The following is a 26,326-nucleotide window of genomic DNA, read 5'->3' as shown; positions in this document are numbered from 1 at the left end:
GCGGGCCCCTCACGCGGACGACCGCTCGCGCAGCTCCAGGTCGCGGAGGATGAGCGGCTCGGCGGCCCGGCCGGCGATCGCGTCGAGCAGCATCGAGGTGCCCAGCGAACCCAGCCGGGAGACGGGGTTGACCACGGTCGTGAGCGCGTTGATCGGCTCCGCGGAGATCGCGATGTCGTCGAAGCCCACGATGGCGATGTCCTCGGGGACGCGCCTGCCCGCCGCCGTGAAGCGCCGCAGCGCCCCGATGGCCATGAGGTCGTTGGCCGCGAACACGGCGTCGACCTCCACGCCGTCGCCCAGCATGCGGTCCGCGGCGCTCTCCCCGCTCGTCGCGGAGAAGTCCCCGTGCTCGATGCGGACCGGTCGCAGCCCGGCCTCGTCGAGCGCCGCGAGGAAGCCGTGCAGACGGTCGACGGCGGCGCCCATGTCCTGCGGTCCGGTGACCGTCGCGATGCGCGTGCGGCCGCGGGCGAGGAGCCGCTCGGCGGCGATCCTGCCGCCCTGGACGTTGTCGACGTCGACGAACAGGGAGTCCGTCCCCGTCGGCGGCCGCCCGATGTAGACGACGGGCACGGTAGCGTGAGGGAGCACCTGGAGGGACGGTCCGCCCTCGTGGTGCGACATGACGAGCAGGCCGTCGGCGTGGCCCCCGCGGATGAACCGCTCGAGGCGGTCGCCCTGGGTGTCCGAGCCGCTCAGGACGAGGATGAGCTGCTTGCCGGCACCGGCCAGGCGCTCGCCGATGGCGGCGACGGCCGTCCCGAAGAAGGGATCGGTAAAGACGCGGGTGTCCGGCTCGGGCACGATCAGTGCGACCGCCCCCGTGCTGCGGGTGACCAGGGACCGGGCGGCGCTGTTGGGCACGTAGCCGAGAGCGTCGATGGCCTGCCGGACGGCCGTCGCGCGGTCGGGCAGGACGTTCGCGTCGCCCCGGACGACGCGCGACGCCGTGGCACGGGAGACCCCGGCGACGCGCGCGACGTCCTCGAGGGTGGGGGCCCGGTTCACCCCTTGACCGCTCCCTGCATGATGCCGTTGACCAGCTGGCGCCCGGCGACGATGAACAGGAGCAGCAGCGGGATCACGGAGACGATGACACCGGCCATGATCAAGGAATAGTCCTTGAAGTACGACGCCTGCAACTGCTGGAGCGCGACGGGCAGCGTCGGGTTGTCGGCGCCGAGGATGATGAACGGCCAGAAGAAGTTCGTCCACGAGCCCACGAACGTGAACAGGAACAGCATCGCCGCGGCCCCGCGCGCGGCCGGCAGGGCCACGTGGAAGAACGACTGGAGCATCGAGCAGCCGTCGACGCGAGCCGCCTCGATCAGCTCGAACGGGAGCGCGTCCTCGAGGTACTGGCTCATCCAGAACACCCCGAAGGCGGTGACGAGCCCGGGCACGATCACGGCCTTGAGATCGCCCACCCAGTCGAGCTTGGCCATGACGATGAACAGCGGGATCACGCCCAGCTGAGCCGGCACCGCCATCGTGGCGATCACGAACGCCAGCAGACCCCGTCGGCCCTTGAACCGCAGCTTGGAGAAGGCATACCCCGCGAGCGTCGAGAAGAACACGACCGACGCCGAGGTGATGACGGCGACGATGACCGAGTTGCCCAGGGCGCTCCAGAAGTCGATGTCCGAGGTGATGACCGCGCCGATGTTGTGGATCAGGTTGCCGTGGGGCAGGAGCGACGGGATCGGGTGGCGGGCGATGGTCCCCGCATCGGAGGACGCGAGCAGGAACGCGAAGTACAGCGGATAGGCCGAGATCACGAGGAAGACCCCGAGGATCAGGTAGTTGAACCAGCGCGGTCGCGCGGAGACGCCGCCCCCGCCCTTGAGGCGGCGGCCCTCGCGGTCGCGGCGGCGTCGGGCGGACCGGGCCGCGCCCTTGCCGGCGAACTGTTCGATCGAGGCGACGGATTCCATGGGTGCTCCTTACCGCGGGGCCTTCGCGCTGCCGCTCGAGGCGATCCTGCGCGTGATGAGGAAGTTGACGACGCCGACGACGACGATGATGAGGAACAGCAGCCAGGCCACGGCGGAGGCCTTCCCGAAGGAGATCTGCGGACCCCAGCCGAGCTCGTAGAGGTACATCGTCATGGTCATCCACTGCCGGTCCCCGCCGCCGGCGCCGGCGGTGTCGAACATGCGGGGCTCGTCGAAGATCTGCAGGCCGCCGATGGTGGAGGTGATGACCACGAAGATGACCGTGGGACGCAGCATCGGCACGGTCACGTACCAGAAGCGCCGCATCCGGCTCGCGCCGTCGATGATCGCCGCCTCGTAGATCTCGCGCGGGATCGCCTGCATGGCCGCGAGGAAGATGAGGGCGTTGTAGCCGGTCCAGCGGAAGTTCACCATGGTCGCGATCGCGATGTGCGAGGGCAGGACCTCGCTGTGCCAGCCGATCGCGGGCAGCCCGATGTCGGTCAGCACCGTGTTGAGCACCCCGGACTTGTCAGCGAAGATCTTGGCGAAGATGAGCGAGACCGCGACGGGGGCGACGACGTAGGGCAGCAGCACGCCCATGCGCCAGAGCGTCTTGGCGCGCAGGTTGGCGTCCAGGACGTAGGCGATCAGGACCGCGACGATCACCTGCGGGACCGAGGACAGCAGGAAGATCGAGAAGGTGTTGCGCAGGGCCTTGTAGAAGTTCGGCGAGGACAGCACGTCCTGGAAGTTCTGCAGGCCGACGAAGGGCCCCTGGCCCATGATGAGGTCCCAGTCGTGCAACGACACCCAGGCGGTGTAGAGGATCGGGAACAGTCCCGTGACCAGGAACAGGATGAAGAAGGGGCTGATGAAGGCGTAGGGCGAGTAGCGGACGTCGAGGCGCGAGAGCCGCTGGCGCCAGCGGGGGCGCTCGCGATGCGAGGTGCTCGTGGTCATGGGGTCCTCCCGGACACGGGGCGGGCGGAGCGACGTGTGCGCCGCTCCGCCCGCCCGCGTCAGTGGTGTGTCAGCTGAGATCGAGCTCGTCGTACGCGGTCAGCGCCTGGTCCCACGAGGCGGCGGCGTCCTTGCCGTCCACGTCGAACCGGGTGATGGCGTCGGCCACCACGGTGTTGATGACGTAGAACTTCGGTCCCACGAAGGGCTGGAACTCGACGGCCTTGGCGCGGTCGCTGAAGATCTGCCCGACGGGGGCGTTGTTGAAGAACTCGTTGGTCTGCGAGGTGATCTCGTCGGACTCGAGAGCCTTCTTCTGGCTCGGGAAGGTGCCCTTGGCCTTGAACGCCACGATCTGCTGCTCAGGAGCGGTGAGCCACTCGCCGAGCTTCTTGGCCGCCTCGACGTTCTTGCCCTGCGAGGGGACCGTCAGGTACGAACCGCCCCAGTTGCCTCCGCCGCCGGGGAACACGTTGGCGACGTCCCAGCCGGTCACGCCCTCGGCGTTGCCCTCGATGGGGCCCGTCATCCACGGCGGGCACAGCATGGTCGCGAACCCGTCGTTCTGGAATCCCGCGACCCAGTCCTCGGACCACTGGCCGAGGCCCGCGGACAGGTCCTTGTGCTCGGCGAGCTTGTCGTAGATCCCCTTGACGTCGGTGTTGTCCTTGAGGGCGATCGGGGTCGAGGCGTCCTTCTCGTAGGGGTTCTTGAGCTGCTGCACCATGCCGTTGTAGGTGCCGCCGGCCGAGTCGTACCAGGGGATCCCGGCCTTGGCGACGAACTCCTTGCCGATCTCGAAGTAGGTGTCCCAGTCACCGGTCAGGAGGGTGGCGACCTCCTCGCGGTCGGTCGGCAGGCCGGCCTTGGCGAACAGGTCGGAGCGGTAGGCGATGCCCTCCGGGCCGATGTCGGTGCCGTAGCCGAGCAGCTTGCCGTCGACCGTCGCGGCCTCGGTCTTCCAGTCGACCCAACGGTCCTTGACCGCATCGCTGCTCAGATCCTCGAACTTGGCGGCGTACTGGCTCAGCTCGGCCCACCATCCGACCTCGACGGCCTCGATGTCGGCGAGACCCTTGCCGGCGGCGAGACCGGTCATGAGGTTCTTGCGGGCGTCGTCGCTCGTCGCGGCCTTCTTGGCCTTGATGACGACGTCGGGGTTGTCCTTCATGTACTGCGTGAAGAGGTCCTCGTAGCCGAACTCGTTGAAGGTGGCGACGGTGAGCTCGATCTTCCCGTCCGCGTTCTTGGACTCGCCGCCGTCGTCGCCGCCGCCGCATGCGGCGAGGGCGGTGGTGGCCGCGGTGGCTGCTGCGCCCGCGAGGACGGCGCGCCGGGTGGGCTTCATGGGGAACTCCTTTGTCCGACAAGCATCTATGCTGTGAGAGCGCTCTCACGAGCGTGACTGGGAGCATACCCCACCCGCGGTGCGTACGCTCCGAGGGAGTCGGACCGCCCCGCCCGGACCCGGGTGAGGAGCCGATGCCCGCCCGCCGCCCTTCGCGAAATGAGGCACCTCGACGATGACCACCACCCCGCGCGACACCCCGGACTCCCAGCTGCTGTCGCAGGCCTCGACCACCGCCTCGGGCGATGATCGGCGGGTCGATCCCGAGCTCGTGCGGCGCGCCCGGTCGGCGGCCGCCCAGGGCGCCGTGCTGCTCAGGAACGGCGGCTCCCTCCCGCTCCCCGCGGCTACGCGCGTGGCCCTGTTCGGACGGGTGCAGAAGGACTGGATCGCGGTGGGCTACGGCTCGGGCGGTGACGTCAACGCGCCGTACTCGACCGAGCTGCTGACCTCGCTGCGCGAGGCCGAGGGCGTCGAGGTCGACGAGGAGCTCGCGGGGGTCTACGAGTCCTGGTGCGCCGAGCACCCCACCGGGGCCGGCGCCGAGTGGGGGAGCTGGCCCTTCTCCTTCCCGGAGATGCCCCTCGACGACGCGACCGTCCGGGCCGCGGCCGAGCGGACCGACGTGGCCGTCGTGACCCTCGGACGTGCCGCCGGCGAGGACCGCGAGAACCTCCTCGAGCCGGGCTCCTACTACCTCACCGACGAGGAGAGGGTGCTGCTCGCGCAGGTCACCAGGGCTTTCGAGCGGACCGTCGTGATCGTCGACACCGGCAACGTCATCGACCTCTCCTGGGCCGAGGAGTACGCGATCGACGCGCTCCTCATCGCCTGGCTCGGCGGCATGGAGGGCGCCCGCGCGATCGCCGACGTGCTCACCGGCGCCGTCGAGCCGGGCGGACGCCTGCCCGACACCATCGCCCGCCGGTACTCGGACTACCCGTCGGCCGCGCACTTCGGCGACCCCGTCGCCAACGACTACGCCGAGGACGTGTTCGTCGGCTACCGCTATTTCGAGACCTTCGCCCCGGAGGCGGTCCTGTACCCCTTCGGCTTCGGCCGGGGCTACACGACCTTCGACATCGCCCCCGGCGACGTGACCGTCCAGGACGACACCATGCGGTGCACGGCGCGCGTGACCAACACCGGGGACCGGCCGGGCACCGAGGTCGTCCAGGCCTACGTCACCAAGCCCGACGGCGCGCTCGCCGCCCCCGCCCGGGAGCTGGTCAGCTTCGCGCGCACGGCGTCGATCGCGCCGGGAGCATCCCAGGACGTGACCCTCGAGGTGCCTCTGGCCTCCCTCGCCTCCTACGACGAGACCGGGGCCACCGGGCACCGCAGCGCCTGGGTGCTCGCCGCGGGCGAACACGTCCTGCACGTGGGCGCGGACGTGCGCCGAGCCCGGCGGGCCGGCTCGCACACGGTCAAGAACACGCGCGTGGTCGAGCAGCTCGAGGAGGCCGCCGCCCCGCGGCACGCCTTCGACCGGATGACCCTGCGCCGCGGCGACGACGGCTCCGCCGAGATCGCCTGGGAGCCCACCCCCCAGGCCACGGTGGCTCTGCGCGAGCGGATCCTCGATCGCCTGCCCTCGGCGGTCCCCGGCAGCGTCGAGGCCGAGCCCGCGGACGGCGCCGCTCGGACGGACGTGTCGTTCGCGGACGTCGCGGCGGGCGAGGCGACCCTGGACAGCTTCATCGCCCAGCTCAGCCCGAGCGAGCTCGCCTCCCTGAGCTACGGCGACATCACGATGGACTCACCCCTCGGCGCGCCCGGCAACGCGGGCGCGCTCGGCGGGGTCACCGAGGCGCTGCGCTCGCGCGGCGTGCCCCCCGCGATCACGACCGACGGCCCGTCGGGCATCCGCATCGCCGCGTACGCCTCCCTGCTGCCGTGCGGCACCGCGCTCGCCTCGACCTGGGACCCCCGGGCGATCGAGGAGATGGCGGACCTGCACGCCCAGGAGATGCGGCGCAAGGGGTCGGACATCCTGCTGAGCCCCGGCATGAACATCCATCGCGACCCGCTGTGCGGACGCAACTTCGAGTACTTCTCGGAGGACCCTCTGCTCACCGGCCGCTCGGCGGCGGCCGTCGTGCGGGGCCTGCAGGGCCAGGGGGTCTCGGCCTGCCCCAAGCACTTCGCCTGCAACAACCAGGAGACCGAGCGCACCCGCGCCGACTCCCGCGTCTCCGAGCGGGCGCTGCGCGAGATCTACCTGAAGGGCTTCGAGATCTGCGTGCGCGAGGCGTCGCCGCTGAACATCATGACCGCGTACAACAAGATCAACGGGGTCTGGGCGCACTACCACTACGACCTCGTGACCACGATCCTGCGCGGCCAGTGGGGCTACCAGGGCAACGTGATGACCGACTGGTGGATGCGCATGGCCCCCGACCCGGACTTCCCGGACGTGCGCGACAGCGCCTACCGGGTGCGGGCGGGAGTGGACGTGCTCATGCCCGGCTCGATCGAGCACGGCGGGGAGACCCGCGAGGACTCCGTCGTCGCGTCGTACGAGCGGCCGGAGGGGATCACCCTCGGCGAGATGCAGCGCACCGCCCGGCACGTGCTGACCTACCTGCTGCACGCGGGCCTCGCCGACCGCACTCGTCGCTGACCCTGCCGCGCGGCCGGACCACGACCCCGGGTCGGCCCTGCCACGGCGGTGGCAGGGCCGACCTCAGCCGGGGTACTCGTCCTCGGGCTCGTCGCCCTGGCGCACGTTCACGTGGCGCACGCCGCTGACGTCTACGAGCTGCGGGACCAGGTCGCGCAGCGGCTGACGGCCGTGGAAGCGCACGGACACGATCACCTGCGGGCCGTTCTCCCCCTCGATCCGCCGGCTCGAGTCGACCGACGACGAGAAGCCCATCGCCGTGGCCACCGCGAGGATGCGGCGCAGCACGCCCTCCCCGTCGACGTAGCCGATGTCGATCACGCGGTGCCGGTCGGGCGTGGGCAGACGCCGCACGAGCGGCGCGATGACGAACAGGGTGAGCAGATGGGCGATCGTGAGCGAGATCGCGAGCGACAGCATGCCTGCGCCGCAGGCCATGCCGACGGCCGCGGAGACCCACACCGTGGCGGCGGTCGTGAGGCCGCGCACGACGTCGTGCCCCTTGAAGATCACGCCCGCGCCCAGGAAGCCGATGCCCGAGACCACCTGGGCGGCGATGCGCGACGGATCGAGCGTCACGTCGGATCCGAGCACCATCGCGAAGCCGTAGCCGGAGACCAGCGTGAACGCGCACGAGCCGAGACCCACGAGCACGTTCGTCCGGTAGCCCGCGGCCTTCTGGTGCATCTGCCGCTCGATGCCGATGAGCGAGCACAGGACCAGGGTGGCCCCCAGCAGCTCGAACTCGATGCCCGAGGTGCGCGAGAGCAGGCCGACGAGAGGGTCCATCGGGGTCAGTGACCGTCGCCCTCCACGGGCTCATCGGACGTGGACGTCGGGCCCGGATGGGTGGTCGGGGTGTCCTTCGAGGTCTCGGTCTGCTGCTCGGCAGCGTCCTGGACCGTCTCGCCCTCCTGGGGCTCCTCCTCGGACGCGTTCTTCTCGAGGTTCTCGTGCGGATCGCTCATGACGTGCTCCTCTCGCCGTGTGGTGCGCATGACACCAGGACTGTAGGCACGAAGGCGCGGCGCCGTCACGTGCCGGGCGGTAGGGAGGGCGTCGGCCGGACAGGGGCGAGCCCCGCCGCCGAGGTCGGCGACGGGGCTCGCGGACGTGTCCGCGGAGGCTCAGCGCTCCTGGAAGGACAGGCAGCTGGCGGTGTCGTGACCGGCGCCCATGCGGATGGTGGCGGCGGTGCACTCGAGCTTGTCGTTGAACACGCAGTCGGTGCGCTGGCACGCGCCGACCGACGTGACGACCTTGTTCAGACCGCCCTTGACGTCGAGGGGGATGAACGTGGCGCAGCTGGCGTCGTCGTCCACCGTGACGGCGAAGGCGTGGCAGCCGTCGTGGTTGTAGGAGCAGCCGGTGACGGTGCATTCGGAGACGCGGGGCATGTCGACGACGATCATGGTGTCCTCCTGAGGGTTCTGGTGCCGGCCGGGGCGACGGCCGGCTGATATCAGAATAGAAGGAAAAGGGAATTCCGACTAGCAAGGAATGCCTGCCTCTCCGCTTTTGGAAAGACCGCCGTTTTTCATTTCCGCGGACGTTCATCATATCCGACGGGCCCGTGCGCGGTCGGGCGGCGCCTCTAGGCTGGGACGATGCGGGAACTGCTGACATCGGTCGACGGGCCGCTGCTCGTGCGCACCGTGGTCGGCATCGCGGTGCTCGTGACAGCCGTGATGATCGTGCTGCGCGCGAGCGGCGTGCGGGTCGGCGCGCAGCCCGTGATCGCCGTCCTGCGCGCGATCGGCCAGCTGACCCTCGCCTCCGTCATCCTCTCGGGTGCCCTGTCGGTGCCGTGGACCGTGATCGCGGTGCTCGCGCTCATGCTCACGATGGCCTCGGCGACCTCGGCCGGACGTCTGCACACGCTCGACGGCGGCCGCCGCGCGGCGGCCCTCGCGGTGATCACGGGGGCCCTCGTCGCGATCGGAGCGGTGTTCGCCCTGGGGATGATGCCGCTCAGCGCACGGAACGTGCTCGCGGTCGGCGGCATCGTGACCGGCAACGCGATGACGGCGGCGACGTTGGCGGGCCGCCATTTCCGCACCCTGGCCCACCACCGGGCCGGCGAGGTGGAGGCGTGGTGGTCGCTCGGCGCGACGTCCCCGGTCGCGTTCGGCGACGTCGCGCGCGAGGCCGTGCGCGACGCGCTCATCCCCAACATCGACCAGACCCGCTCCTCCGGCGTGGTGACGCTGCCCGGCGCCTTCATCGGCGCCCTGGCCGGCGGCGCGAGCCCGCTCGAGGCGGCGCGCTTCCAGGTGGTCGTGCTCGTCGCGATCCTGACCGCGCAGACCCTCAGCGCGCTCGTCCTGACCCGTCGCCTGGCCCGGACCTCGCGCCTGCCGGTCCCCGAGGAGGCATGAGAGCCCCGCTCACCGGGCTCATGCGAGCGCGGCCCCGACGTCGATCAGCCGCAGGGCGTTCGCGACCGCGCGCTCGAGGTTCGCGGGGCCGTCGGCGAGCGCCCGCTCGAGATCGACGACGCCCGGCACGATCGGCAGCAGCGCGCTGACCCCGCTCCCGAGCAGGGCGTCCGCATCGGGGGCGACGGAGCCGGCGAGCACGAGGCAGGGGACGCCCGCTCGGGCCGCGTGCGCCGCGACGCCACCGGGGACCTTGCCCGAGAGGGACTGCGCGTCGACCCGGCCCTCGCCGGTCAGCACGAGGTCGGCGCCCTCGATCGCCTCGTCGAGGCCCACGGTGCGCGCCACGAGCTCCAGGCCCCGCTCCAGCCGTGCCCCGCACAGCGCGAGCAGGGCCCATCCGAGGCCTCCGGCCGCGCCGGCGCCGGGCTCGTCGGCCCATCGCGCGGGAGACTCCCCTCCCGGGCGTGGGACGGCCGCGTCGACCGTGCGCACGAGGCGGGCGAGGGCCGCGTCCGCCTGCTTCACCTGGGCCGGGTCGGCGCCCTTCTGAGGGCCGAAGACGGCACTGGCGCCGTGCGGGCCGAGCAGCACGTGGGTGACATCGCACGCGGCCCGGATCGACACCTGTCCCAGGCGGGGGTCGAGGCCGGAGAGGTCGACACGCTCGAGCGCCGCGAGGGCCCCGGGGGAGGGGGCGAGCTCGGCGCCGTCGGCGTCCAGGAGCCGCGCCCCGAGAGCCACCAGCAGGCCGGCGCCTCCGTCGTTCGTCGCGCTCCCGCCGAGGCCGACCACGATGCGGCCGCCCGGGCGGACGTGATCCAGCGCAGCGCGCAGCAGCTCCCCGGCGCCTCGCGAGTCGGCACGCAGCACGTCGCGCTCGGCGCGAGCGATCCGGTCCAGACCGACGGCGCTCGCGACCTCGAGCACCGCCACCTCGTCCCCGAGGGCGAGACGCCCGGTCACGGGCCGCCCGAGGGCGTTGTGCACGGTCACCTCGATCACGCGGGCGCCGAGCGCGGCGGCGACCGCGTCGGTGAAGCCCTCCCCGCCGTCGGACAGGGGCAGCTCGACGCACTGGGCATCCGGCTGCACGGCCTGCACGCCGCGCGTCATCGCGGCCGCGGCCTGGGGCGCGGTCATCGACTCCTTGAACGAGTCGGGGGCCAGGACGATGCGCATGTCGGAGCCTTCGGTGCGATGTCGGACGGTCCGCACCCGAGCGGCGACCACCCGGGGCGCCCTGCGCGTGCTGGACCCACCGTACGGCGATGCGTCGGAGGGCCTCGGTAGGCTCCCGGCATGAGCGTCACCCAGAGTGAGCGGTACCGCCAGATCGCCGAGGTCCTCATCCGCCACGGCTGGTCGACGGTGGCCGAGCAGGTCGGGCTGCGCGCACGCGTCCCCTCCTTCGCCGCCCTGCTGCGCCGCGGACACGGCACCGGCGAGGGCGGCCGCGGCCGGCCGGGACGCGAGCGGACCCGCACCCCGGCACCGGTGAGGCTGCGCGAGGCCCTGGAGGAGCTGGGCCCCACCTTCATCAAGCTCGGCCAGATGCTCGCCACGCGCGAGGACATCCTGCCCGTCGCCTACACCCATGAGCTCTCCCGGCTCCAGAGCGGGACCGAGCCGGTGGCCTTCGAGGAGATCCGGACGATCATCGCCGACCAGCTCGGCGACGTGTCCGCGCTCTACGCGGAGTTCGACGAGGCCCCGCTCGGCACTGCCTCGATCGGCCAGACCCATCGCGCGCGCCTCCACGACGGTGCCGAGGTCGTGGTCAAGGTGCGCAAGCCCGGCGTCGCGGAGCTCGTGGACGTCGATCTGCGGATCCTCGAGGAGCTCGCGACCGTCGCCTCGCGCGAGTGGACGCTCGCCCGCGACTACGACATCGTCGCGCTCGCCGACGCGTTCGCCCGGACCCTGCGGGCCGAGCTGGACTTCACCCGCGAGGCGGCGAACGCGGAGCACTTCGCCCGCAACCTGGCCGACGACCCCCTCGTGTCGATCCCGGCCGTCCACCCGGACCTGTGCACGTCCCAGGTGCTCACCGAGCAGTTCGCCGGCGGCATGCGGATCGACGACACGGAGGCCCTCGACCGCGCCGGCGTGGATCGTCCGGCTCTCGCACGGGGGGCGACCCGGACGATCATCCACATGGTGCTCGCCGACGGGTTCTTCCACGCCGATCCCCACCCGGGCAACCTGTTCGTCCGCGAGGACGGGAGGATCTGGCTCATCGACTTCGGCATGGTCGGCGAGCTGGACGACCGGCTGCGCGGCGACATCCTGTGGCTGCTCCTGGCGCTCCAACGGGACAACACCGACGCGGTCATGGATCACCTGCTGCAGATCGCGCCGCCGCGCGGCACCGTCGACCGGCGGGCCCTGCGCACCGATGTCGACCGCCTCCTGGCGACCCTGCGCGGCAAGGATCTGGCCGACATCTCGATGCTCGACTTCTTCTCCCGGCTGACCGCCCTGCTGCGGCGCCACCGCCTGCAGCTCCCGGGAGCCGTCTCCACGCTGCTGCGGATGCTCGTGCTGACGGAGGCGAGCGCCATCACCCTGGATCCCGACTTCCGCCTCGGCCAGGTGCTCGAGGAGGTGGGGCGTTCAGCGCTCGTCGACCAGTGGGGACCGCACGCGCTCGCCGGACGACTGCGCCATGACACCGAACGAGCGGCGCGGATCGCGGCCGACCTGCCCCAGCGCCTGCTCGCCCTGCTCGAGGACTACGAGGCGCGCGGCATCGAGGTGCAGCTGCCGCCCGAGGACTTCGAACCTCTCGTCGAGCGTGTCGAGGCGACCGGGGACCGGGTGGTGGCCGGCATCACGATGAGCGCGCTGATCGTCGGGATCGCCACGGTCGCCGCGACGGGGGACACCCGGGTGGGACGGCTGCGGGACCCCCTCATGCTCGTGGGCGGTGCGGCCGCAGGCGTGCTCGGCGCCTATCTGGCCGCCGACGCGGGCCCGGCGCGCAGCGCACGTCGTTTCGTGCGCCGCATGTTCCGCTGAGCGGTCCCCGGAGCCTCGTGACGGACCCGCGCACGGGCCGCCACAGGCGCCGAGAAGGCGCCCTCGAGGCCGTCCGAGGGGCCGTTCGGACAGGTGCGTGTCGCCCTGATGCGTGATTCCGGCGCGGTTCATGCCAATAATGGGCCCCATGAACCGCAAGGAACTGATCGACAGCATCGCCAACACCACCGGCGCCTCCAAGACGGATGTCCAGGAGATCCTGGGCGCGGCCCTCGACGGCATCGTCGCCGCCGTCGCCAAGGGCGAGAAGGTCTCGCTCGCCGGCTTCGGCACCTTCGAGCCCCGTGAGCGCTCCGCTCGCACCGGCCGCAACCCGCAGACGGGCGAGCCCGTCCAGATCGCCGCGAGCACCGCTCCCGCGTTCAAGCCGGCCTCCGCGTTCAAGGACGCCGTCAACTCCTGACACCCCCCACCCGCCGCAGAGGCCGCTCCCGGATCCCGGGGGCGGCCTCTGCTCGTCGCGGTCCACTCCGGCGGGCGGTCGCCGGCCCGTGACGGCCGACCAGGCCGTCGCCGACCAGGCGGTCGTCGACCGGCGGCCTTGACCGCCGGGCGCTCCGACCCCTATCGTCAGTCGCTGATCGCAGGATTGTGACTCCCTCGAGGCAAGACCTGGCGTTTCGCACCGCCCGGAGTCCGCCATGTCCTCCTCTCCCGCGCACGTCGCCGCCACCGGCGCGGACGCGTCCTCGCCGACGTCGTCCCTGAACAAGCGCCTCGGATCCCCTTTCAAGACGCTGCAGAAGGTCGGCAAGGCCTTCATGCTCCCGATCGCGATCCTGCCCGCCGCAGGTCTGCTGCTCGGCATCGGCGGCTCCCTGTCGAACCCCACCACGGTCGCCACCTATCCGGTGCTGGACCACCCCGTCCTCCAGGGGATCTTCCAGGTGCTGGCCGACGCCGGCACCGTCGTGTTCTCGAACCTGGCCCTGCTGCTCAGCATCGGGCTCTGCATCGGCCTCGCCAAGCGCGACAAGGGCACGGCCGCCCTCGCCGGCATCGTCGGCTACCTCGTCATGACCGGCACCACCGCCTCGATGCTCACGCTCTTCGACCCCGACGGCGATGCCATCGACACCGGCATCGTCGGGGCCCTCGTGATCGGCGCCGTGGCCGTCACCCTCCACAACCGCTACCACAACATCCAGCTCCCGCAGGTGCTGGGGTTCTTCGGCGGCTCGCGGTTCGTGCCGATCGTCGTCTCGCTCGCGGCGATCCCGCTGGGCGTGCTGTTCTTCCTGATCTGGCCGCCGATCCAGGGCGTCCTCGTCGGGGCAGGCGAGTCGATCGCCGGCCTCGGGCCGTTCGGCACGTTCCTCTACGGGTTCCTCCTGAGGCTGTCCGGCGCCGTCGGACTGCACCACATGATCTACCCGATGTTCTGGTACACGCCCCTCGGCGGCACGGAGACGGTCGCCGGGACGAGCGTCTCGGGCGCCCAGAACATCTTCTTCGCGCAGCTCGCGGACCCGAACCACCAGGGCCTGTACACCGAGGGCACCAAGTACTTCGCCGGTCGCTTCGACACCATGATGTTCGGCCTGCCGGGCGCGTGCCTCGCGATGTACCACTGCATCCCCAAGGGGCGTCGCGCGAAGTTCGCCGGGCTGTTCATCGGGGTCGCCGCCACCTCGTTCATCACCGGCATCACCGAGCCGATCGAGTACATGTTCCTGTTCGTGGCGCCGCTGCTGTACGTCCTGCACGCGTTCTTCGACGGCCTGTCGTTCCTCGTGGCGGACCTCCTGCAGATCCGGATCGGCAACACGTTCTCGGGCGGCGCGATCGACTTCACGCTCTTCGGCATCCTGCAGGGGGAGGGGAAGACGCACTGGCTCTACGTGATCCCGGTGGGCGTCGTCTGGTTCGTCCTCTACTACGTCAGCTTCCGCTTCCTCATCACCCGCTTCAACATCAAGACGCCCGGGCGGGACGCGGACGCGGACGCCGCCGCGCTCCCCGCCGCCGAGGCCGACGACGGCGCCGCCGCCACGGAGGCCGCAGCCGCGGGCGCGGCCGGCGGGACGACCTCGCGAGCCGCCGCGACCAGGAAGGGGCGCCAGGCCGAGCTCGAGCAGACCTCGACCCAGATCATCGAAGCGCTCGGCGGCCAGGACAACCTCGAGGACGTCGATGCGTGCATCACCCGTCTGCGGGTCTCCGTCCATGACCCCGCCCGGGTCGACAAGGCCCGCCTGAAGGAGCTCGGCGCGATCGACGTGTTCGAGGTCGCAGGCGGCGTGCAGGCCGTCTACGGCGGCAAGGCCGTGCTGTACAAGAGCGTCATCAACGAGATGATCGGCCACGACGACTGACCGCGGACGGCCCCGTCCCGCCCCCAGCCCGCCCGGTCGGCACGGCGACCGCGGGCGACCCCACCACCCGGCACGGTGACCGCGACGGCCGTCGCGTCCCCGCTCAGGAAGGAACGTCCCTCATGTTCGGATTCGGCAGGAAGAAGAACCACGACGACACCGCGATCACGGTCGGCGCCCCCGGCTCCGGCTCGCTGGTCGAGCTCGCCGACGTCCCCGACCCCGTCTTCTCGCGGGGCCTCGTCGGGCCCGGCTTCGCGGTCGACCTGACCGACGGCTCTGTGGTCGCCCCGGTGGCCGGGGAGGTCATCCTGGTCCCCGAGACGCTGCACGCCGTCGGCATCCGGGCGGCGAACGGCGCGGAGATCCTCGTCCACGTGGGCGTCGACAGCGTGGCCCTCAAGGGGCAGGGCTTCACCGCCCGCTGCGCCCCCGGCGACGTCGTCGAGGCGGACCAGGTGCTGCTCGAGGTCGACCTGGAGACGGTGCGCCACCAGATCCCCTCGGTCGTGACGCCGGTCGTCGTCAGCAACGCCGACGCGTACACCGTCGAGGGCCCGTTCCTCGACGCGACGGGCGACGGCATCCTGGTGGTCCGTTCCCGATGATCCCGCCGCAGCGGCTCGTCGTCCAGCGGGTCCACAACAACAACGTCGTGCTGGCGCTCGACGGCCGGGGGCGTTCGCTCGTGGTCACGGGCCCGGGCGTCGGGTTCGGACTGCGGCGTGGCAGCCAGGTGGACGTCTCCCGGGTCGAGGCGGTCTACGTGCCCGAGGACGCCGCCCGTGCGGCGAGCGCCGCCGGGACCCTCGCGGACATCCCCCATGAGGTGGTCACGACCGCCCGGGAGATCGTGGACGACGCGCAGCAGATCACGGGCCTCACCCGCCCGGAGATCCTCCTGCTCCCGGTCGCGGACCATCTGCAGTACGCGATCCGGCGCGCGCAGGAGGGCACGGAGATCAGCCTCCCGCTCGTCTGGGAGGTGCGGCACCTGTACCCGCGGGAGCTCGCCGCGGGCGACCGCGCTCTCGCGATCGTGCGCGCCCGGCTGGGGACCGCGCTGCCCGCGGACGAGGCGACGGCGTTCGCCCTGCACTTCGTCTCGGCGACCTTCTCCGGGGCCGCGCTGGATCGCACCGTGTCCATGACCGAGGCGCTGTCGACGATCTTCGATCTGCTCGACGCGCGCCTCAGCGTCCCGCTCGACCGCAACAGCCAGTCGGTCTCCCGCTTCGTCACCCACCTCCGCTACCTCTTCGTGCGCCTGGCCGAGGGGCGCGACGTCACCGTCGTGCCCGGGCTCATGAGCGACGCCCTCGAGAGCTCGGTGCCCGAGACGATGCGCCTCGCCCGCGAGGTCGCACAGGCTCTGAACTCCACCTGGGGGCATGAGATCAGCGAGGACGAGACCACCTACATCGCCCTGCACATCCACCGCCTCGTGACGAGCGCGGACAGCCCCTGACCGTGCTCGCCGTCGATCCTCGGCGGCATCGTCCCGTCACCTCCGCCTGCCGCGCGCTCGCCGAGCAGGCCCTCCACGAAGACAAGGAATCCCCATGCACCCGATCGTCTCCGCCCTCCGGAACACGCTGATCGTCTCGTGCCAGGCCTACCCCGGGGAGCCGATGCGCGACCCGCGCACCATGGCCCAGGTCGCCGCCGCCGTGGAGAGCGGCGGCGCCTCGGCCGTGCGCGCGCAGGGCCTCGAGGACATCCGCGCGGTCGCGGCGGCGGTCGACGTCCCCGTGATCGGCATCTGGAAGGACGGCGCCGACGGGGTGTTCATCACCCCGACCCTCGAGCACTGCCGGGCGGTGATCGAGGCCGGCGCCGACATCCTCGCCCTCGACGGGACCCTGCGCCCCCGCCCCGACGGGCTCACGTTCGCCGAGACGGTCGCCGCGGTGCGCGAGAGCTTCGACGGGCCGATCATGGCCGACTGCGACAGCCTCGAGTCGGCTCTCGCCGCGGCCGAGGCCGGCGCCGACATCGTCGGCACGACCCTGGCGGGGTACACCGAGGCCAGGGAGCGCACCGACGGGCCCGACCTCGACCTGCTGGGCGGGCTCGCGCACCGACTGCCGGGCGGCACCGCCCTGGTGGCCGAAGGCCGCGTCCACACCCCGGCCCAGGCGGTCGCGGCGCACGAGCGCGGCGCCTTCGCCGTCGTGGTCGGCACGGCCATCACGCATCCCACGACGATCACCCGGTGGTTCGCCGAGGCCGTCGACGGCTCCACCGCGAGCTGAGCGGGGGCACGGCCGGCGTACTCGCCCTGGGCGGCAAGTCCGGCCCCGTCGGGCCGGGCCGGCCGGGGGAGCGTCCGACGTAACCTGGGTCCAGTGCCGTCCAGGCCCCGTCTCCAGGAGGTCCCCATGTCCACGCCCACCGACCATCCGCGCAGTCCTCTCGAAGACCGCGTCCGCTCCGTGGTGCGCAGCGGCTGGAAGTGGCTGCTGGCCCTGGGGATCCTGTCCGTCGTGGTCGGGATCATCGCCCTGGCGTGGCCCAAGGGCACGTTCGCGGTGGTCGGGATCCTGTTCGGCGTGTACCTCGTGCTGACCGGCATCGGGTGGCTCGCCGCGGCCTCCTCTCCCTACGTCAACATCGGGAGCAGGATCCTCGACATCGTCGTGGGCGTCCTCTCGATCGTGCTCGGCGTCATCTGCTTCATGGACTTCGCGCAGTCGATCGTGCTGCTCGGGATCTGGATCGGCATCGGCTGGCTGTTCGCCGGCGCGACGTACCTGACCCAGGTGCTCTCCTGGCGCGGCGCGCCCGGCCGCGGCTGGGCCGTCGCCGGCGGCGTCCTGCAGATCATCGGCGGCCTCATGCTGCTGTTCTTCCCCTTCGCGACCGTCGCGGCGCTGGTCTGGCTGTTCGCCGTCTGGCTGATCGTGGTCGGAGCCCTGCAGATCGGGCACGCCTTCACGCTGCGCCGCATGACGCGCTGAGGTCCCGCCGCGCGGTCCCATCGACTGGCACGAGTTCGGGGACTTCACCTTCCGCGGCGACAAGCAGCCCCTCAAGAACCGTCAGCTCGGGATCTACAAGCCCCGGGGCATGGACGCGGCGCTCTCGATCACCACGACCTTCCGGGCGCCGGGAGCAGATCGCCCGTACGAGGACAGTCCCGGGCCGGACGGGCTGCTCCGGTACAAATGGCAGGGCACCGATCCTCTGCACCCGAACAATCGGGCCCTGCGCGAGGCGATGGAGCGGCGGGTCCCGCTCATCTGGTTCTGGGGAGTCGCCCCCGGTGTCTACAAGCCGATCTATCCCGTCTTTCTCGTGGGGGAGGAGTCCGAGGCGCATCAGTTCGTCGTCGCCACCGACGGCCTGCAGAACCTCGAGGCCACGGGGGCCGGCGTCGACGAGGTCCTTCGGCGATACCTCTTCCAGCAGACGCGTGCGCGCCTGCACCAGCCGGTGTTCCGCAGCATCGTCATGCGCGCCTACGAGACGAGCTGCGCGGTGTGCCAGCTCCGTCATGCGGCCCTGCTCGACGCCGCCCACATCGTGGAGGACTCCCACGAGGACGGCATCGCGGCAGCTCGTAACGGTCTGGCCCTGTGCAAGATCCACCACGCCGCCTACGACACCGGGATCCTCGGCGTCACCCCTGACCTGCACGTCGAGATCCGAGGGGACATCCTCGACGAGGTCGACGGCCCCATCCTCGAACACGGCCTCAAACGGCTGCACGGGCAGGCGCTGCGCGTGGTCCCCCGGCACGCGCGCGAGCGACCGGCTCCGGAGCTCCTCGCCCAGCACTACGAGAGCTTCGTGAGCGCCACCGTGCCTCGTGCGGCGCGCGTGGACCTGGGCTTCGACGGTCGCGGCACGACGGTCCACGGCCGGTAGCGCCGCAGAGCCGACGTCATCGTGAGGGCATCGATCCCGACGCCCGGACGTCCTCGACGATCGGGACGTCCGGAGGAGCCCAGCGCATGCCTCCCAGGGCCGAGGGCTCGAGCCATCGCAGGGTGTCGTGATCGGTGCTCGCGACCGGCGGCGTCCCCGTGAGCGCCGCCCAGTAGCAGGCGAGGTCGATCCGACGGGCGCCGAGCGGCGTGACGTGCCGGGAGACGAGCCCGTGGACGCTGATGCCGACCCCCAGCTCCTCACGGATCTCCCGGACGAGCGCGGCCTCGGGCGTCTCGCCCGGCTCGATCTTGCCGCCGGGGAACTCCCAGAGGCCGGCCGAGGTCGTCGTCGCCGCCCGCCGGGCGCACAGGACGAGGCCGTCACGGCGGATCACGGCGCCCACCACCCGCAACGCGGTGTCGTCCATGGTCCCTCCCCGGGTCGCGTGCGGCTGCACGAGCATCGTACGAGCAGAGCGCCCGCCTCCTGGCGCTGAAACTTCTCCCACTTTCGTGAAACTCTTGCGCGCCCGCACACCGTCACGTACCTTCAGCAGGACGAGTTGCACTTAACTGCAACAAGTTTCATCCAGTGCTCGTGAACAGCCCAAAGACGGGAGAGGCCCATGGACCGACGTTCGACGCTCACGGGACCGTTGCTGATCGTGAACCCCAAGGCGTACCTGGGCGGCGGCGAGACGCTCCGGCTCGCACGCCTGACGGACGAGCTCGCGGGCCAGTTCGGTATTACCACGATCTTCACGGCCCAGCACGTGGACCTGCGGATGATCGCCGAGGCCACCGAGCACCTCGTGGTCACCGCCCAGCACATGGACCCCCTCGTGCCCGGGCGGGGCATGGGCAGGATCCTGCCCGAGGGACTGGTCGAGGCCGGCGTCGGCGCGGTCGTGCTCAACCATGCCGAGCACCCCCTGACCCTCGACGAGCTCGACCGGACGATCGCCCGGGCCCGCGCGACCGGCCTGGCGACCATCGTGTGCGCCGACTCCGACGCCCAGTGCCGGGCGGTCGCGACGCTGGGCCCCGACGTGATGATCTGCGAGCCCACCTCCGCGATCGGCACCGGCCGCATGGACGCCGGCGACTACGTCGAGCGCACCACCCGCATTGTCAAGGAGGTCGACGCGAACATCCTCGTGATCCAGGCTGCCGGCGTCTCGACCGGCGAGGACGTCGCCCGCGTGCTCGCCCAGGGCGCCGACGGCTCAGGCGGCACGAGCGGCATCCTGCAGCACCCCGACCACCGGCGGATCCTCTCGGACATGTACACCGCCCTCCGCACCGCGAAGCCCTGACCCCGGTCAGCGAAAGGAGCGATCGTGCTCATCTCACTCAGCGAAGCGCTGTCCTACGCCGAGACGCACGGCGGCGGTCTCGCGGCCGTGAACACGCCGTTCTTCGAGGCCCTCCTCGCCACGATCGACGTCGGCGAGCGGGCCGGCGTCCCGATCGTGCTGGCCTTCGCCCAGTCCCATGAGAAGTACGTGAGCATCGAGGAGATCGGCCCCGCCATGGTGGCCCTCGCCTCCCGGTCGGAGGCCCCCTTCGTGGTGCATGTCGACCATGGCGAGGACATCGAGTACATCCGGACGGGACTCGACATCGGGTTCACGTCCGCCATGATCGACGGCTCCCTGCGGCCCTACGAGGAGAACGTGGCCCTCACCCGCGCCGTCGTCGAGATGGCCCATGAGCGCGGCGCCGACGTCGAGGGGGAGATCGGCGCCATGAGCGGGAACGAGAACGGGGACCCGTCCCAGGGCATCGCCGACGAGACCCTCTACACGAGACCCCAGGAGGCGGCGGACTTCGTCGCGCGGACCGGCGTGGACTGCCTGGCGGCCTCCTTCGGCACGGTCCACGGCCTGTACCGGCGAGAGCCGAGGCTCGACTACGAGCTCATCGAGCAGCTGCGCCGAGCCGCCGGCGTCCCCCTCGTGATGCACGGCGGCTCGGGGCTGAAGCCCCAGGAGTACCGCGCCTGCATCGATCGGGGCGTCCGCAAGATCAACTACTACACCTACGCCGCCAAGGCCGCCCTCGACGCCGCGCGGGACGCCCTCGAGGGCGAGGACACCTACGTGTTCTCCGACGTCGCCGTGCGCGCGCGCCAGGGCGTGCGCGAGGACGTCGGACGGTTCGTGCAGGCGCTCGCGCCCCGTGCCGGCGCGCTCTGACCAGGCCCAGGAGACGAGGAGACGACATGACCACGACCACCACCACCACCTTCGAGCTGGTCTCCCGCGGAGGCGGCCCGACGTTCCTGGACGTCACGCCGCACGTGCGCGACGCGATCGCCGCTAGCGGCATCGCCGCAGGGACCTGCAGCGTGATCTCCCCGCACACCACCTGCGCCGTGTACTTCGAGGAGTTCGCCCACGACCTCGACGCCGACGGCAACGACTACCTGCAGCACGACCTCGACGCCGTGCTGTCGCGCCTGTTCCCCGCCCAGGAGGACTTCCCGCCCGCTCAGGGCTACACCTACCCCGGGGAGGAGCACTACCGGGCCGTGGAGTCCTGGCCGGACGCCGCGGCCTACCTCCCCGGAGGGGACCGCACCCAGCTGTTCAACGCCGACGCGCACCTGAAGGCCAGCATCCTCGGCTCGAGCGAGACCTTCGCCGTCATCGACGGCGAGCTCGCGGTCGGGCCCACGGGCTACGTGTTCTTCGTCGACTTCGACCGGGCGCGTTCCCGGACGCGCAGGTGCCACATCGTGCTCACCGGTGAGTGAACCCGCCCCCGTCCCCACTGCCGAACCGGCCCCACGGCCCCGACGACCGGAGGTGACCCTCCTCATCACTGCTGCAGTCCTTCCTGCCGCGCACCGCCGCCGCTGACCGCCCGACGGTCAGGCGCCCGATGCGACATCCACTCGAAACAAAGGAGTTCTCGTGGAGAACAACCCGATCATGAAGGGAATCACCTGGGCCGCCGAGCACTTCATCGGCCTCTTCCAGGCGGCCGCCGAGTCGTTCGTCGGCCTCGTCACCGGCGTGCTCCCGCTGCTGATGGTCATGCTGACCCTGATGTACGCCGTCACCACCTGGATCGGCGAGGAGCGGGTCACCCGCGCCGTGCGCTGGTCCAGCCGATGGGCCGTCACCCGCTACACGGTCATGCCGGTCCTCGCCGTCCTGCTCCTGACCAACCCGATGGCCTACACCTTCGGCCGCTTCCTGCCCGAGCGCTACAAGCCGGCCTTCTACGACTCGGCGGTGTCGTTCGTGCACCCCGTGACGTCGCTGTTCCCGCATGCGAACGCGGGAGAGATCTTCGTGTGGACCGGAGTCTCGGCCGGCGTCCTGCAGATCGCCCCCGAGAAGTACGCGCCGCTCGCCGCCCTGTACTTCCTGGTCGGCATCGTCGTGATCCTCATCCGCGGCATCGCCACCCAGTGGATGACCTCCCTGCTCATCAAGCGGGGCGGCCACGAGGAGACCTTCCGCGCCTACGACGAGGCCTACGCGGCCGGCGAGATCCAGGGCGGTGTGTCATGAGCTTCACGCCCATCCGCGTCACCAAGGGCGGGGCCGGGTGGGGCAGCGGCCTCACCATCGTCCCCACCGACACCAAGAAGGTCATCCTGTCGGTCACGGGCGGCGGGATCCATCCCGTCGCCCAGAGGATGGCGGAGCTCTCCGGGGCCGAGGTGCTCGACGGCTTCACCAACCACATCGCCGACGACGAGGTGATGGCGGTCGTCATCAACTGCGGCGGCACCGCCCGCATCGGCGTGTACCCCAAGAAGCGGATCCCGACCATCGACGTGTACCCGGGGTCGCCGACGGGCCCGCTCGCGCAGTTCATCACCGACGACATCTTCGTGTCGGATGTGGGCGTGAACCAGGTGGCGGTCGCCGACGCCGAGCAGAGCGCCACGGCCGCCGGTGTCGGCGGCGCGGGCGCTGCGGCGGCGGGCGCCGACCAGGCGGCCCCCGCGGACGCGGACGCCGAGGCTCCCCGGAAGGCGGCCGCGCCAGGGCGCCCCCGCGGGTTCACCGGGATCGTGGTCGGGTTCGGCAACGCGATCGGCTACGTCATCAACACGCTGCTGTCCTCGGGACGCCAGGCGCTCGACATCATCCTCAAGACCGTCATCCCGTTCATGGCGTACGTCGGGCTCCTGATCGGCTTCGTCAACTACACCGGGATCTCGCAGGGCATCGCCCACCTGGTCACGCCGCTCGCGCAGAACCCCCTGGGGCTGCTCCTGCTGTCGCTCATCGTGGCGCTCCCGTTCCTGTCCCCGATCCTGGGGCCCGGCGCGGCGATCGCCCAGGTGGTCGGCGTCCTCATGGGCACGCAGATCGGCGCCGGCGCCCTCCCGGTCCAGTACGCCCTGCCCACGCTGTTCGCGATCGACGGCCAGGTCGGCGCCGACTTCATCCCCGTGGGCCTGTCCCTCGGCGAGGCCAAGCCGGAGACCATCTCGGTCGGCGTGCCGGCGGTGCTGTTCACCCGCCTGATCACCTCGCCGATCGCCGTCCTGATCGCCTACCTCGTGTCGTTCCTCCTCTGAACGGCACCGACGGCCGCGCGCCCGCCCTCGTCGGCGCGCGGCCGTCCCCGCCCCCTCTCGAACCCGCGAAGGATCCCTCATGAGCACCCTCTGGACCTCCACCGTCAGCCACATCGGCGACGACACGCACGACATGCTCGACGCCGGTGTCGTCATCCTCTTCGGCGAGCCCGTGCCGCCCGCCCTCGCCGACGTCAGCATCGTCCACACCGGCGCCGCCCGGCCCGTGCGCGACATCGCGCCGGGCGACGTCCTCGTCCTGGGCGAGGACCGGGTCACGGTCGACGCGCTCGGCGCCCAGGCCAACGAGAACCTCGTCCAGCTCGGCCACGTCGTCGTCTACGTCAACCAGCCCGAGCAGGAGCTGCTGCCCGGCGCCGTGCTCGCCACCGGCGAGATGCCGAAGGCCCCGGCCGTCGGCGCCGAGATCCGTTTCGAGGAGGGCTGACATGCACGACGTCGGCTGGCAGTTCCCCGCCCTCCTGATCACCGCGATGATCCTGGCGATGGTCATGACGCTGTTCCAGGCCAGGCGCTACAACCGTGAGCTCCAGGACTCCGCGCGAGCGGCGAGCGGGCCGGACAACGCGCTCATCTCGGGCCGCTGCCGCTCCTTCCGGGGCGGGGCCGTCGTCGTGATGGTGGTCGACACCTCGCGCGGCGAGGTCGTGCGCGCGACGGCGATGACCGGTCGCACGGTCTTCGCGCGGTTCCGGGCGCGCCCCGAGCTGATCGGACCGGTCACCGGACTCGCCGACCGCGCCCGCAGCCGGGCGCTGCGGCGCGGCGCCGAGGACGCCCTGCTGCGCCTGCCCAAGCCGCGCCGCGGGGCGGCGGTCTCCATGGGCGCGAGCGCCGCGGACCGCCCGCGGACTCTCCGCAGGTCGGCATCCACCCCCGCGCGGGCGGCCACCCCCGTCGCGCACGCCATGAACCACTAGGAAAGGGAGCAAGGAAATGGGATACACCAAGGGACTTCTCGAGAGGGAGGCCGAGCTCGGCCACCCCGTCCGGGTCGGCGTCGTCGGCGCCGGACAGATGGGCGCCGGGCTCATCGCGCAGATCTGCCGCACGCCGGGCATGACCGTCACGGCCGTCGCGGACATCGTGCTGGACAAGGCCACCGAGGCGCTCCGGAACGCGGGCACGGACGACGTGCTCGCCGCGGGCGACGACCTCGACGCCGCGCGCGCCGGCCTCGCGGCCGGCCGCGCCGTCGCGATCACCGACGGGCTGCAGATGCCCGAGCTCGACATCGACATCGTCCTGGAGGTCTCCGGCGTGCCCGAGATCGCCGCGCAGATCGCCTACACGTGCATCGCGCACGGCACCGACGTGGCGCTCATGACCGTCGAGGCCGACATCACGGTCGGGGTGCTCCTGAGCCGCATGGCGAACGCCGGCGGCTCCGTCTACACCGTGTGCCGCGGCGACGAGCCCGTCGAGTGCCTCAAGCTCGTCGAGTACGCGCAGGACCTCGGCATGAAGGTCGTGTGCGTCGGCAAGGGCAAGAACAACCCCAACAAGCCGCACTCGGTGCCCTCCGACAACCTGGCCGAGGCCGAGCGCAAGCGCATGAACCCGCGCATGCTCACGGAGTTCACCGACGGCACCAAGACGCAGCTCGAGATGACCGCCCTGTCCAACGCGACGGGCTTCCCGATCGAGGTCGAGGGCATGCACGGTCCCGAGTGCAATCTCGCCGACCTCGCCACGACGCTCATCCCGCGCGCCGACGGCGGCATCCTCGACGGCGAGGGACCCGTCGTGGAGTACGTCACCGGCGACGTGGCCCCCGGGGTCTTCGCGATCGTCAAGTCCGAGAGCGACGTCGTCACCCACGAGCTGGACTACCTCAAGCTCGGCACCGGTCCGTACTACCTCTTCTACCGGCCGTGGCACATCGCCTCCATCGAGGCGCCGCTGTCGATCGGCGAGGCGATCCTCAACCGCCGGAGCGACTTCCAGTCCCACCACGTCACGACCGAGGTGGTGGCCCGGGCGAAGTCCGACCTCGAGCCTGGCATCACCCTCGAGGGCATGGGCGGCGACCACTACTACGGCTGGGCGGTCCCCGCCGAGACGGCGCGCGAGCAGAACCTGATCCCGATCGGGCTGCTGGGCCGCTGCACCCTGAAGGCGCCGAAGCAGGCGGACGAGTTCATCGGCTACGACGACGTCGAGGTCGACGAGACGCGGCCGCTCGTGGCGATGCGGCGCCTGCAGGACGCGCTCGTCAAGAACGGCATGATCTGAGGCACGAGGCGGGCGGAGGGGCGGCCCCCGGGGCCGGCCCTCCGCCCGTCTCCCGCTGCCCTCAGGGCCTCGCGCGCACCGAGGAGATCAGGGACTCGGCGAGCCGACGGTCCACGACGAGGATGTCGAAGGTGCGTGCCGCGAGGGCGCCGAGGACCCCCTGCAGCTTCTCGACCCCGGCCGCGACCCCGACGACGGTCGGGATGCGTGCGAGGTCGGGCACGGTCAGGGCGATCACCCGGTCGGAGGACGGCGGCCCGAGCGGGACCCCGTCCTTGTCGTAGAAGCGCCCCAGCACGTCGCCGACGGGACGGGCGTCGAGCACCTGCTGCAGCTCCTCGTCGGTCAGGCGCATCTGCTCGAGCACCTTCTCCGAGGTGCGGATGCCGAACGCGCCGATGCCGACGAAGGCGAGGTCGCAGCCGCGCCCGAAGTCGAGCGCGCTCGCCACCGACGTCTCCCGCAGGAGCGCGGCCTGCGTGAGGGGTGACTCCACGATGGCGGGGGCGTCGAAGCGCCGCGCCCGCACGCCGCAGTTCTCGGCGAGCGAGAAGATCAGATGGTTGCCGCTGGGGCCGGTGTCGACCGAGGGCATGCCGCCCACGATCGAGGTGAGCACGGTGTCCGTGCGCAGCGTGAGGGACGGGATCGCATCGATGATGCTGCCGATCGTCAGGCCCCACCCGAAACCGATGCGGGACGCCCCGGGCGCCTGCTGGACGAAGACCTCCGCGGCGAGCCGCCCCGCGGCCCGGAGCGGGTCCAGCCGGCGGCCGGCATCGGCCACGAAGGCGTCGCGCAGAGGGAAGCGCGCGAGCAGCTGGCGCTCGAGGTCCTCCGCCCGGTCCACCCCGTTCTCGCCGACGATGCGGATCTGCACGATCCCCGCGCTGCGAGCGGCCGCGAGCTTGCGCGAGACGGTCGACTTCGACATCCCCAGCAGGCGGCCGATCTCCGCCTGCCCCTTGTCCTCGAGGTAGTACAGGCGCGCGATGGAGCGCAGGTGATTCTCTTCGTTCCTGTCGGGCATCTGCGCTGGATCCTCC

The 26,326-nt window shown here is 71.5% G+C and carries 28 protein-coding genes; 18 read left to right on the top strand and 10 right to left on the bottom strand.

All coding sequences use genetic code 11. The features are described from left to right. Positions 1-9: 9 nt before the first annotated feature. From BRM3_RS03990 to BRM3_RS03975, 4 genes are all read right to left on the bottom strand, one after another. Positions 10-1,011, bottom strand: a complete 1,002-nt coding sequence (locus BRM3_RS03990; RefSeq protein WP_263594812.1) for a LacI family DNA-binding transcriptional regulator — start codon at positions 1,009-1,011, stop codon at positions 10-12. Continuing rightward, the gene (locus BRM3_RS03985) at positions 1,008-1,937 is read right to left on the bottom strand and encodes a carbohydrate ABC transporter permease (RefSeq protein WP_263594811.1); all 930 of its coding nucleotides are present in this window, start codon (positions 1,935-1,937) and stop codon (positions 1,008-1,010) included. Before BRM3_RS03985 ends, BRM3_RS03990 begins: the two co-directional genes overlap by 4 nt. A 9-nt stretch (positions 1,938-1,946) precedes the next feature. Next, positions 1,947-2,900, bottom strand: coding sequence for a carbohydrate ABC transporter permease (locus tag BRM3_RS03980; RefSeq protein WP_263594810.1), 954 nt, complete (start codon positions 2,898-2,900; stop codon positions 1,947-1,949). A gap of 70 nt (positions 2,901-2,970) precedes the next feature. Further along, entirely contained in the window at positions 2,971-4,248 is a 1,278-nt protein-coding gene (locus BRM3_RS03975) for an ABC transporter substrate-binding protein (protein WP_263594809.1), read from the bottom strand. A 175-nt stretch (positions 4,249-4,423) separates the two neighbouring features. Between BRM3_RS03975 and BRM3_RS03970 the strand changes: the two genes are divergently transcribed. Continuing rightward, positions 4,424-6,871: a glycoside hydrolase family 3 protein gene (locus BRM3_RS03970; RefSeq protein WP_263594808.1), complete on the top strand. Its 2,448-nt coding sequence runs from the start codon at positions 4,424-4,426 to the stop codon at positions 6,869-6,871. A 63-nt stretch (positions 6,872-6,934) separates the two neighbouring features. Here the strand turns inward: BRM3_RS03970 and BRM3_RS03965 are convergent, their stop codons facing one another. The 3 genes from BRM3_RS03965 to BRM3_RS03955 form a co-directional block, all read right to left on the bottom strand. Then, entirely contained in the window at positions 6,935-7,660 is a 726-nt protein-coding gene (locus tag BRM3_RS03965) for an MgtC/SapB family protein (RefSeq protein WP_263594807.1), read from the bottom strand. Between the two features lie 5 nt (positions 7,661-7,665). Continuing rightward, the gene (locus BRM3_RS03960; protein WP_263594806.1) at positions 7,666-7,839 is read right to left on the bottom strand and encodes a hypothetical protein; all 174 of its coding nucleotides are present in this window, start codon (positions 7,837-7,839) and stop codon (positions 7,666-7,668) included. 159 nt (positions 7,840-7,998) lie between these two features. Beyond that, a complete protein-coding gene (locus BRM3_RS03955) occupies positions 7,999-8,283 on the bottom strand; it encodes a DUF1540 domain-containing protein (RefSeq protein WP_263594805.1) in 285 nt (94 codons plus the stop codon). A 195-nt stretch (positions 8,284-8,478) separates the two neighbouring features. Here BRM3_RS03955 and BRM3_RS03950 point away from each other — a divergent pair, with 195 nt between their 5' ends. Further along, complete coding sequence (locus tag BRM3_RS03950; protein WP_263594804.1) at positions 8,479-9,249, top strand: ABC transporter permease; 771 nt, start codon at positions 8,479-8,481, stop codon at positions 9,247-9,249. Between the two features lie 18 nt (positions 9,250-9,267). Here BRM3_RS03950 and BRM3_RS03945 read toward each other — a convergent pair whose 3' ends face one another. Next, a complete protein-coding gene (locus tag BRM3_RS03945) occupies positions 9,268-10,431 on the bottom strand; it encodes a glycerate kinase (RefSeq protein ID WP_263594803.1) in 1,164 nt (387 codons plus the stop codon). 120 nt (positions 10,432-10,551) lie between these two features. On the opposite strand from BRM3_RS03945, the gene BRM3_RS03940 reads away from it, so the two are divergent. From BRM3_RS03940 to BRM3_RS03905, 8 genes are all read left to right on the top strand, one after another. Continuing rightward, positions 10,552-12,270: an ABC1 kinase family protein gene (locus tag BRM3_RS03940; RefSeq protein ID WP_263594802.1), complete on the top strand. Its 1,719-nt coding sequence runs from the start codon at positions 10,552-10,554 to the stop codon at positions 12,268-12,270. A 148-nt stretch (positions 12,271-12,418) separates the two neighbouring features. Continuing rightward, the gene (locus tag BRM3_RS03935; protein ID WP_263594801.1) at positions 12,419-12,694 is read left to right on the top strand and encodes an HU family DNA-binding protein; all 276 of its coding nucleotides are present in this window, start codon (positions 12,419-12,421) and stop codon (positions 12,692-12,694) included. Positions 12,695-12,932: 238 nt separating this feature from the next. Continuing rightward, positions 12,933-14,606, top strand: a complete 1,674-nt coding sequence (locus BRM3_RS03930; protein ID WP_263594800.1) for a PTS transporter subunit EIIC — start codon at positions 12,933-12,935, stop codon at positions 14,604-14,606. Positions 14,607-14,728: 122 nt separating this feature from the next. Then, positions 14,729-15,214 (top strand): PTS sugar transporter subunit IIA, encoded by a 486-nt coding sequence (locus BRM3_RS03925; RefSeq protein ID WP_263594799.1) that lies wholly within the window; start codon positions 14,729-14,731, stop codon positions 15,212-15,214. Further along, a complete protein-coding gene (locus BRM3_RS03920) occupies positions 15,211-16,074 on the top strand; it encodes a PRD domain-containing protein (RefSeq protein ID WP_263594798.1) in 864 nt (287 codons plus the stop codon). Before BRM3_RS03925 ends, BRM3_RS03920 begins: the two co-directional genes overlap by 4 nt. Positions 16,075-16,168: 94 nt before the next feature. Continuing rightward, a complete protein-coding gene (locus tag BRM3_RS03915; RefSeq protein ID WP_263594797.1) occupies positions 16,169-16,861 on the top strand; it encodes an N-acetylmannosamine-6-phosphate 2-epimerase in 693 nt (230 codons plus the stop codon). Between the two features lie 126 nt (positions 16,862-16,987). Continuing rightward, on the top strand, positions 16,988-17,566 hold the full coding sequence (locus BRM3_RS03910) for an HdeD family acid-resistance protein (RefSeq protein WP_263594796.1): 579 nt from the start codon (positions 16,988-16,990) through the stop codon (positions 17,564-17,566). 109 nt (positions 17,567-17,675) lie between these two features. Then, positions 17,676-18,476 carry an HNH endonuclease gene (locus BRM3_RS03905; RefSeq protein ID WP_263594795.1) on the top strand — a complete coding sequence of 267 codons (801 nt, stop codon included), beginning with the start codon at positions 17,676-17,678 and terminating at the stop codon, positions 18,474-18,476. Between the two features lie 16 nt (positions 18,477-18,492). On the opposite strand, the gene BRM3_RS03900 is transcribed toward BRM3_RS03905, so the two are convergent. Further along, the gene (locus tag BRM3_RS03900) at positions 18,493-18,906 is read right to left on the bottom strand and encodes a (deoxy)nucleoside triphosphate pyrophosphohydrolase (RefSeq protein ID WP_263594794.1); all 414 of its coding nucleotides are present in this window, start codon (positions 18,904-18,906) and stop codon (positions 18,493-18,495) included. A gap of 198 nt (positions 18,907-19,104) precedes the next feature. On the opposite strand from BRM3_RS03900, the gene BRM3_RS03895 reads away from it, so the two are divergent. From BRM3_RS03895 to BRM3_RS03860, 8 genes are all read left to right on the top strand, one after another. After that, entirely contained in the window at positions 19,105-19,794 is a 690-nt protein-coding gene (locus BRM3_RS03895; RefSeq protein WP_263594793.1) for a triose-phosphate isomerase, read from the top strand. Between the two features lie 24 nt (positions 19,795-19,818). Then, positions 19,819-20,676, top strand: a complete 858-nt coding sequence (locus BRM3_RS03890) for a class II fructose-bisphosphate aldolase (protein WP_263594792.1) — start codon at positions 19,819-19,821, stop codon at positions 20,674-20,676. 26 nt (positions 20,677-20,702) lie between these two features. Continuing rightward, on the top strand, positions 20,703-21,236 hold the full coding sequence (locus BRM3_RS03885) for a YjbQ family protein (RefSeq protein ID WP_263594791.1): 534 nt from the start codon (positions 20,703-20,705) through the stop codon (positions 21,234-21,236). A 160-nt stretch (positions 21,237-21,396) separates the two neighbouring features. After that, positions 21,397-22,002, top strand: coding sequence for a PTS glucitol/sorbitol transporter subunit IIC (gene srlA / locus BRM3_RS03880; protein ID WP_263594790.1), 606 nt, complete (start codon positions 21,397-21,399; stop codon positions 22,000-22,002). After that, positions 21,999-23,024: a PTS glucitol/sorbitol transporter subunit IIB gene (gene srlE / locus BRM3_RS03875; RefSeq protein ID WP_263594789.1), complete on the top strand. Its 1,026-nt coding sequence runs from the start codon at positions 21,999-22,001 to the stop codon at positions 23,022-23,024. Before srlA ends, srlE begins: the two co-directional genes overlap by 4 nt. 79 nt (positions 23,025-23,103) lie before the next feature. Beyond that, a complete protein-coding gene (locus tag BRM3_RS03870; protein ID WP_263594788.1) occupies positions 23,104-23,472 on the top strand; it encodes a PTS glucitol/sorbitol transporter subunit IIA in 369 nt (122 codons plus the stop codon). A gap of 1 nt (position 23,473) precedes the next feature. After that, positions 23,474-23,965 carry a transcriptional regulator GutM gene (locus BRM3_RS03865; RefSeq protein WP_263594787.1) on the top strand — a complete coding sequence of 164 codons (492 nt, stop codon included), beginning with the start codon at positions 23,474-23,476 and terminating at the stop codon, positions 23,963-23,965. 16 nt (positions 23,966-23,981) lie between these two features. After that, on the top strand, positions 23,982-25,280 hold the full coding sequence (locus tag BRM3_RS03860) for an NAD(P)H-dependent oxidoreductase (RefSeq protein ID WP_263594786.1): 1,299 nt from the start codon (positions 23,982-23,984) through the stop codon (positions 25,278-25,280). A gap of 61 nt (positions 25,281-25,341) precedes the next feature. Here the strand turns inward: BRM3_RS03860 and BRM3_RS03855 are convergent, their stop codons facing one another. Next, positions 25,342-26,310: a sugar-binding transcriptional regulator gene (locus tag BRM3_RS03855; protein ID WP_263594785.1), complete on the bottom strand. Its 969-nt coding sequence runs from the start codon at positions 26,308-26,310 to the stop codon at positions 25,342-25,344. Between the last annotated feature and the right edge of the window lie 16 nt (positions 26,311-26,326).

The organism is Brachybacterium huguangmaarense (genome assembly GCF_025725725.1).
Taxonomy (GTDB): domain Bacteria; phylum Actinomycetota; class Actinomycetes; order Actinomycetales; family Dermabacteraceae; genus Brachybacterium; species Brachybacterium huguangmaarense.
The sequence above is the reverse complement of the archived record's forward strand: the minus strand, read 5'-3'. Positions and strand labels throughout refer to the sequence as shown.

Bases quoted from the DNA above. Each gene is read 5' to 3' on its own strand.
- BRM3_RS03920 (WP_263594798.1), top strand. From the start codon at position 15,211: ATGATCCCGCCGCAGCGGCTCGTCGTCCAGCGGGTCCACAACAACAAC.
- BRM3_RS03980 (WP_263594810.1), bottom strand. From the start codon at position 2,900: ATGACCACGAGCACCTCGCATCGCGAGCGCCCCCGCTGGCGCCAGCGG.
- BRM3_RS03860 (WP_263594786.1), top strand. From the start codon at position 23,982: ATGGGATACACCAAGGGACTTCTCGAGAGGGAGGCCGAGCTCGGCCAC.
- BRM3_RS03870 (WP_263594788.1), top strand. From the start codon at position 23,104: ATGAGCACCCTCTGGACCTCCACCGTCAGCCACATCGGCGACGACACG.
- BRM3_RS03975 (WP_263594809.1), bottom strand. From the start codon at position 4,248: ATGAAGCCCACCCGGCGCGCCGTCCTCGCGGGCGCAGCAGCCACCGCG.
- BRM3_RS03855 (WP_263594785.1), bottom strand. From the start codon at position 26,310: ATGCCCGACAGGAACGAAGAGAATCACCTGCGCTCCATCGCGCGCCTG.
- BRM3_RS03965 (WP_263594807.1), bottom strand. From the start codon at position 7,660: ATGGACCCTCTCGTCGGCCTGCTCTCGCGCACCTCGGGCATCGAGTTC.
- BRM3_RS03950 (WP_263594804.1), top strand. From the start codon at position 8,479: ATGCGGGAACTGCTGACATCGGTCGACGGGCCGCTGCTCGTGCGCACC.
- BRM3_RS03900 (WP_263594794.1), bottom strand. From the start codon at position 18,906: ATGGACGACACCGCGTTGCGGGTGGTGGGCGCCGTGATCCGCCGTGAC.
- BRM3_RS03985 (WP_263594811.1), bottom strand. From the start codon at position 1,937: ATGGAATCCGTCGCCTCGATCGAACAGTTCGCCGGCAAGGGCGCGGCC.
- srlE (WP_263594789.1), top strand. From the start codon at position 21,999: ATGAGCTTCACGCCCATCCGCGTCACCAAGGGCGGGGCCGGGTGGGGC.
- BRM3_RS03945 (WP_263594803.1), bottom strand. From the start codon at position 10,431: ATGCGCATCGTCCTGGCCCCCGACTCGTTCAAGGAGTCGATGACCGCG.
- BRM3_RS03940 (WP_263594802.1), top strand. From the start codon at position 10,552: ATGAGCGTCACCCAGAGTGAGCGGTACCGCCAGATCGCCGAGGTCCTC.
- BRM3_RS03935 (WP_263594801.1), top strand. From the start codon at position 12,419: ATGAACCGCAAGGAACTGATCGACAGCATCGCCAACACCACCGGCGCC.
- BRM3_RS03960 (WP_263594806.1), bottom strand. From the start codon at position 7,839: ATGAGCGATCCGCACGAGAACCTCGAGAAGAACGCGTCCGAGGAGGAG.
- BRM3_RS03885 (WP_263594791.1), top strand. From the start codon at position 20,703: ATGACCACGACCACCACCACCACCTTCGAGCTGGTCTCCCGCGGAGGC.
- BRM3_RS03930 (WP_263594800.1), top strand. From the start codon at position 12,933: ATGTCCTCCTCTCCCGCGCACGTCGCCGCCACCGGCGCGGACGCGTCC.
- BRM3_RS03905 (WP_263594795.1), top strand. From the start codon at position 17,676: ATGGACGCGGCGCTCTCGATCACCACGACCTTCCGGGCGCCGGGAGCA.
- BRM3_RS03925 (WP_263594799.1), top strand. From the start codon at position 14,729: ATGTTCGGATTCGGCAGGAAGAAGAACCACGACGACACCGCGATCACG.
- BRM3_RS03955 (WP_263594805.1), bottom strand. From the start codon at position 8,283: ATGATCGTCGTCGACATGCCCCGCGTCTCCGAATGCACCGTCACCGGC.
- BRM3_RS03895 (WP_263594793.1), top strand. From the start codon at position 19,105: ATGGACCGACGTTCGACGCTCACGGGACCGTTGCTGATCGTGAACCCC.
- BRM3_RS03915 (WP_263594797.1), top strand. From the start codon at position 16,169: ATGCACCCGATCGTCTCCGCCCTCCGGAACACGCTGATCGTCTCGTGC.
- BRM3_RS03970 (WP_263594808.1), top strand. From the start codon at position 4,424: ATGACCACCACCCCGCGCGACACCCCGGACTCCCAGCTGCTGTCGCAG.
- BRM3_RS03910 (WP_263594796.1), top strand. From the start codon at position 16,988: ATGTCCACGCCCACCGACCATCCGCGCAGTCCTCTCGAAGACCGCGTC.
- BRM3_RS03865 (WP_263594787.1), top strand. From the start codon at position 23,474: ATGCACGACGTCGGCTGGCAGTTCCCCGCCCTCCTGATCACCGCGATG.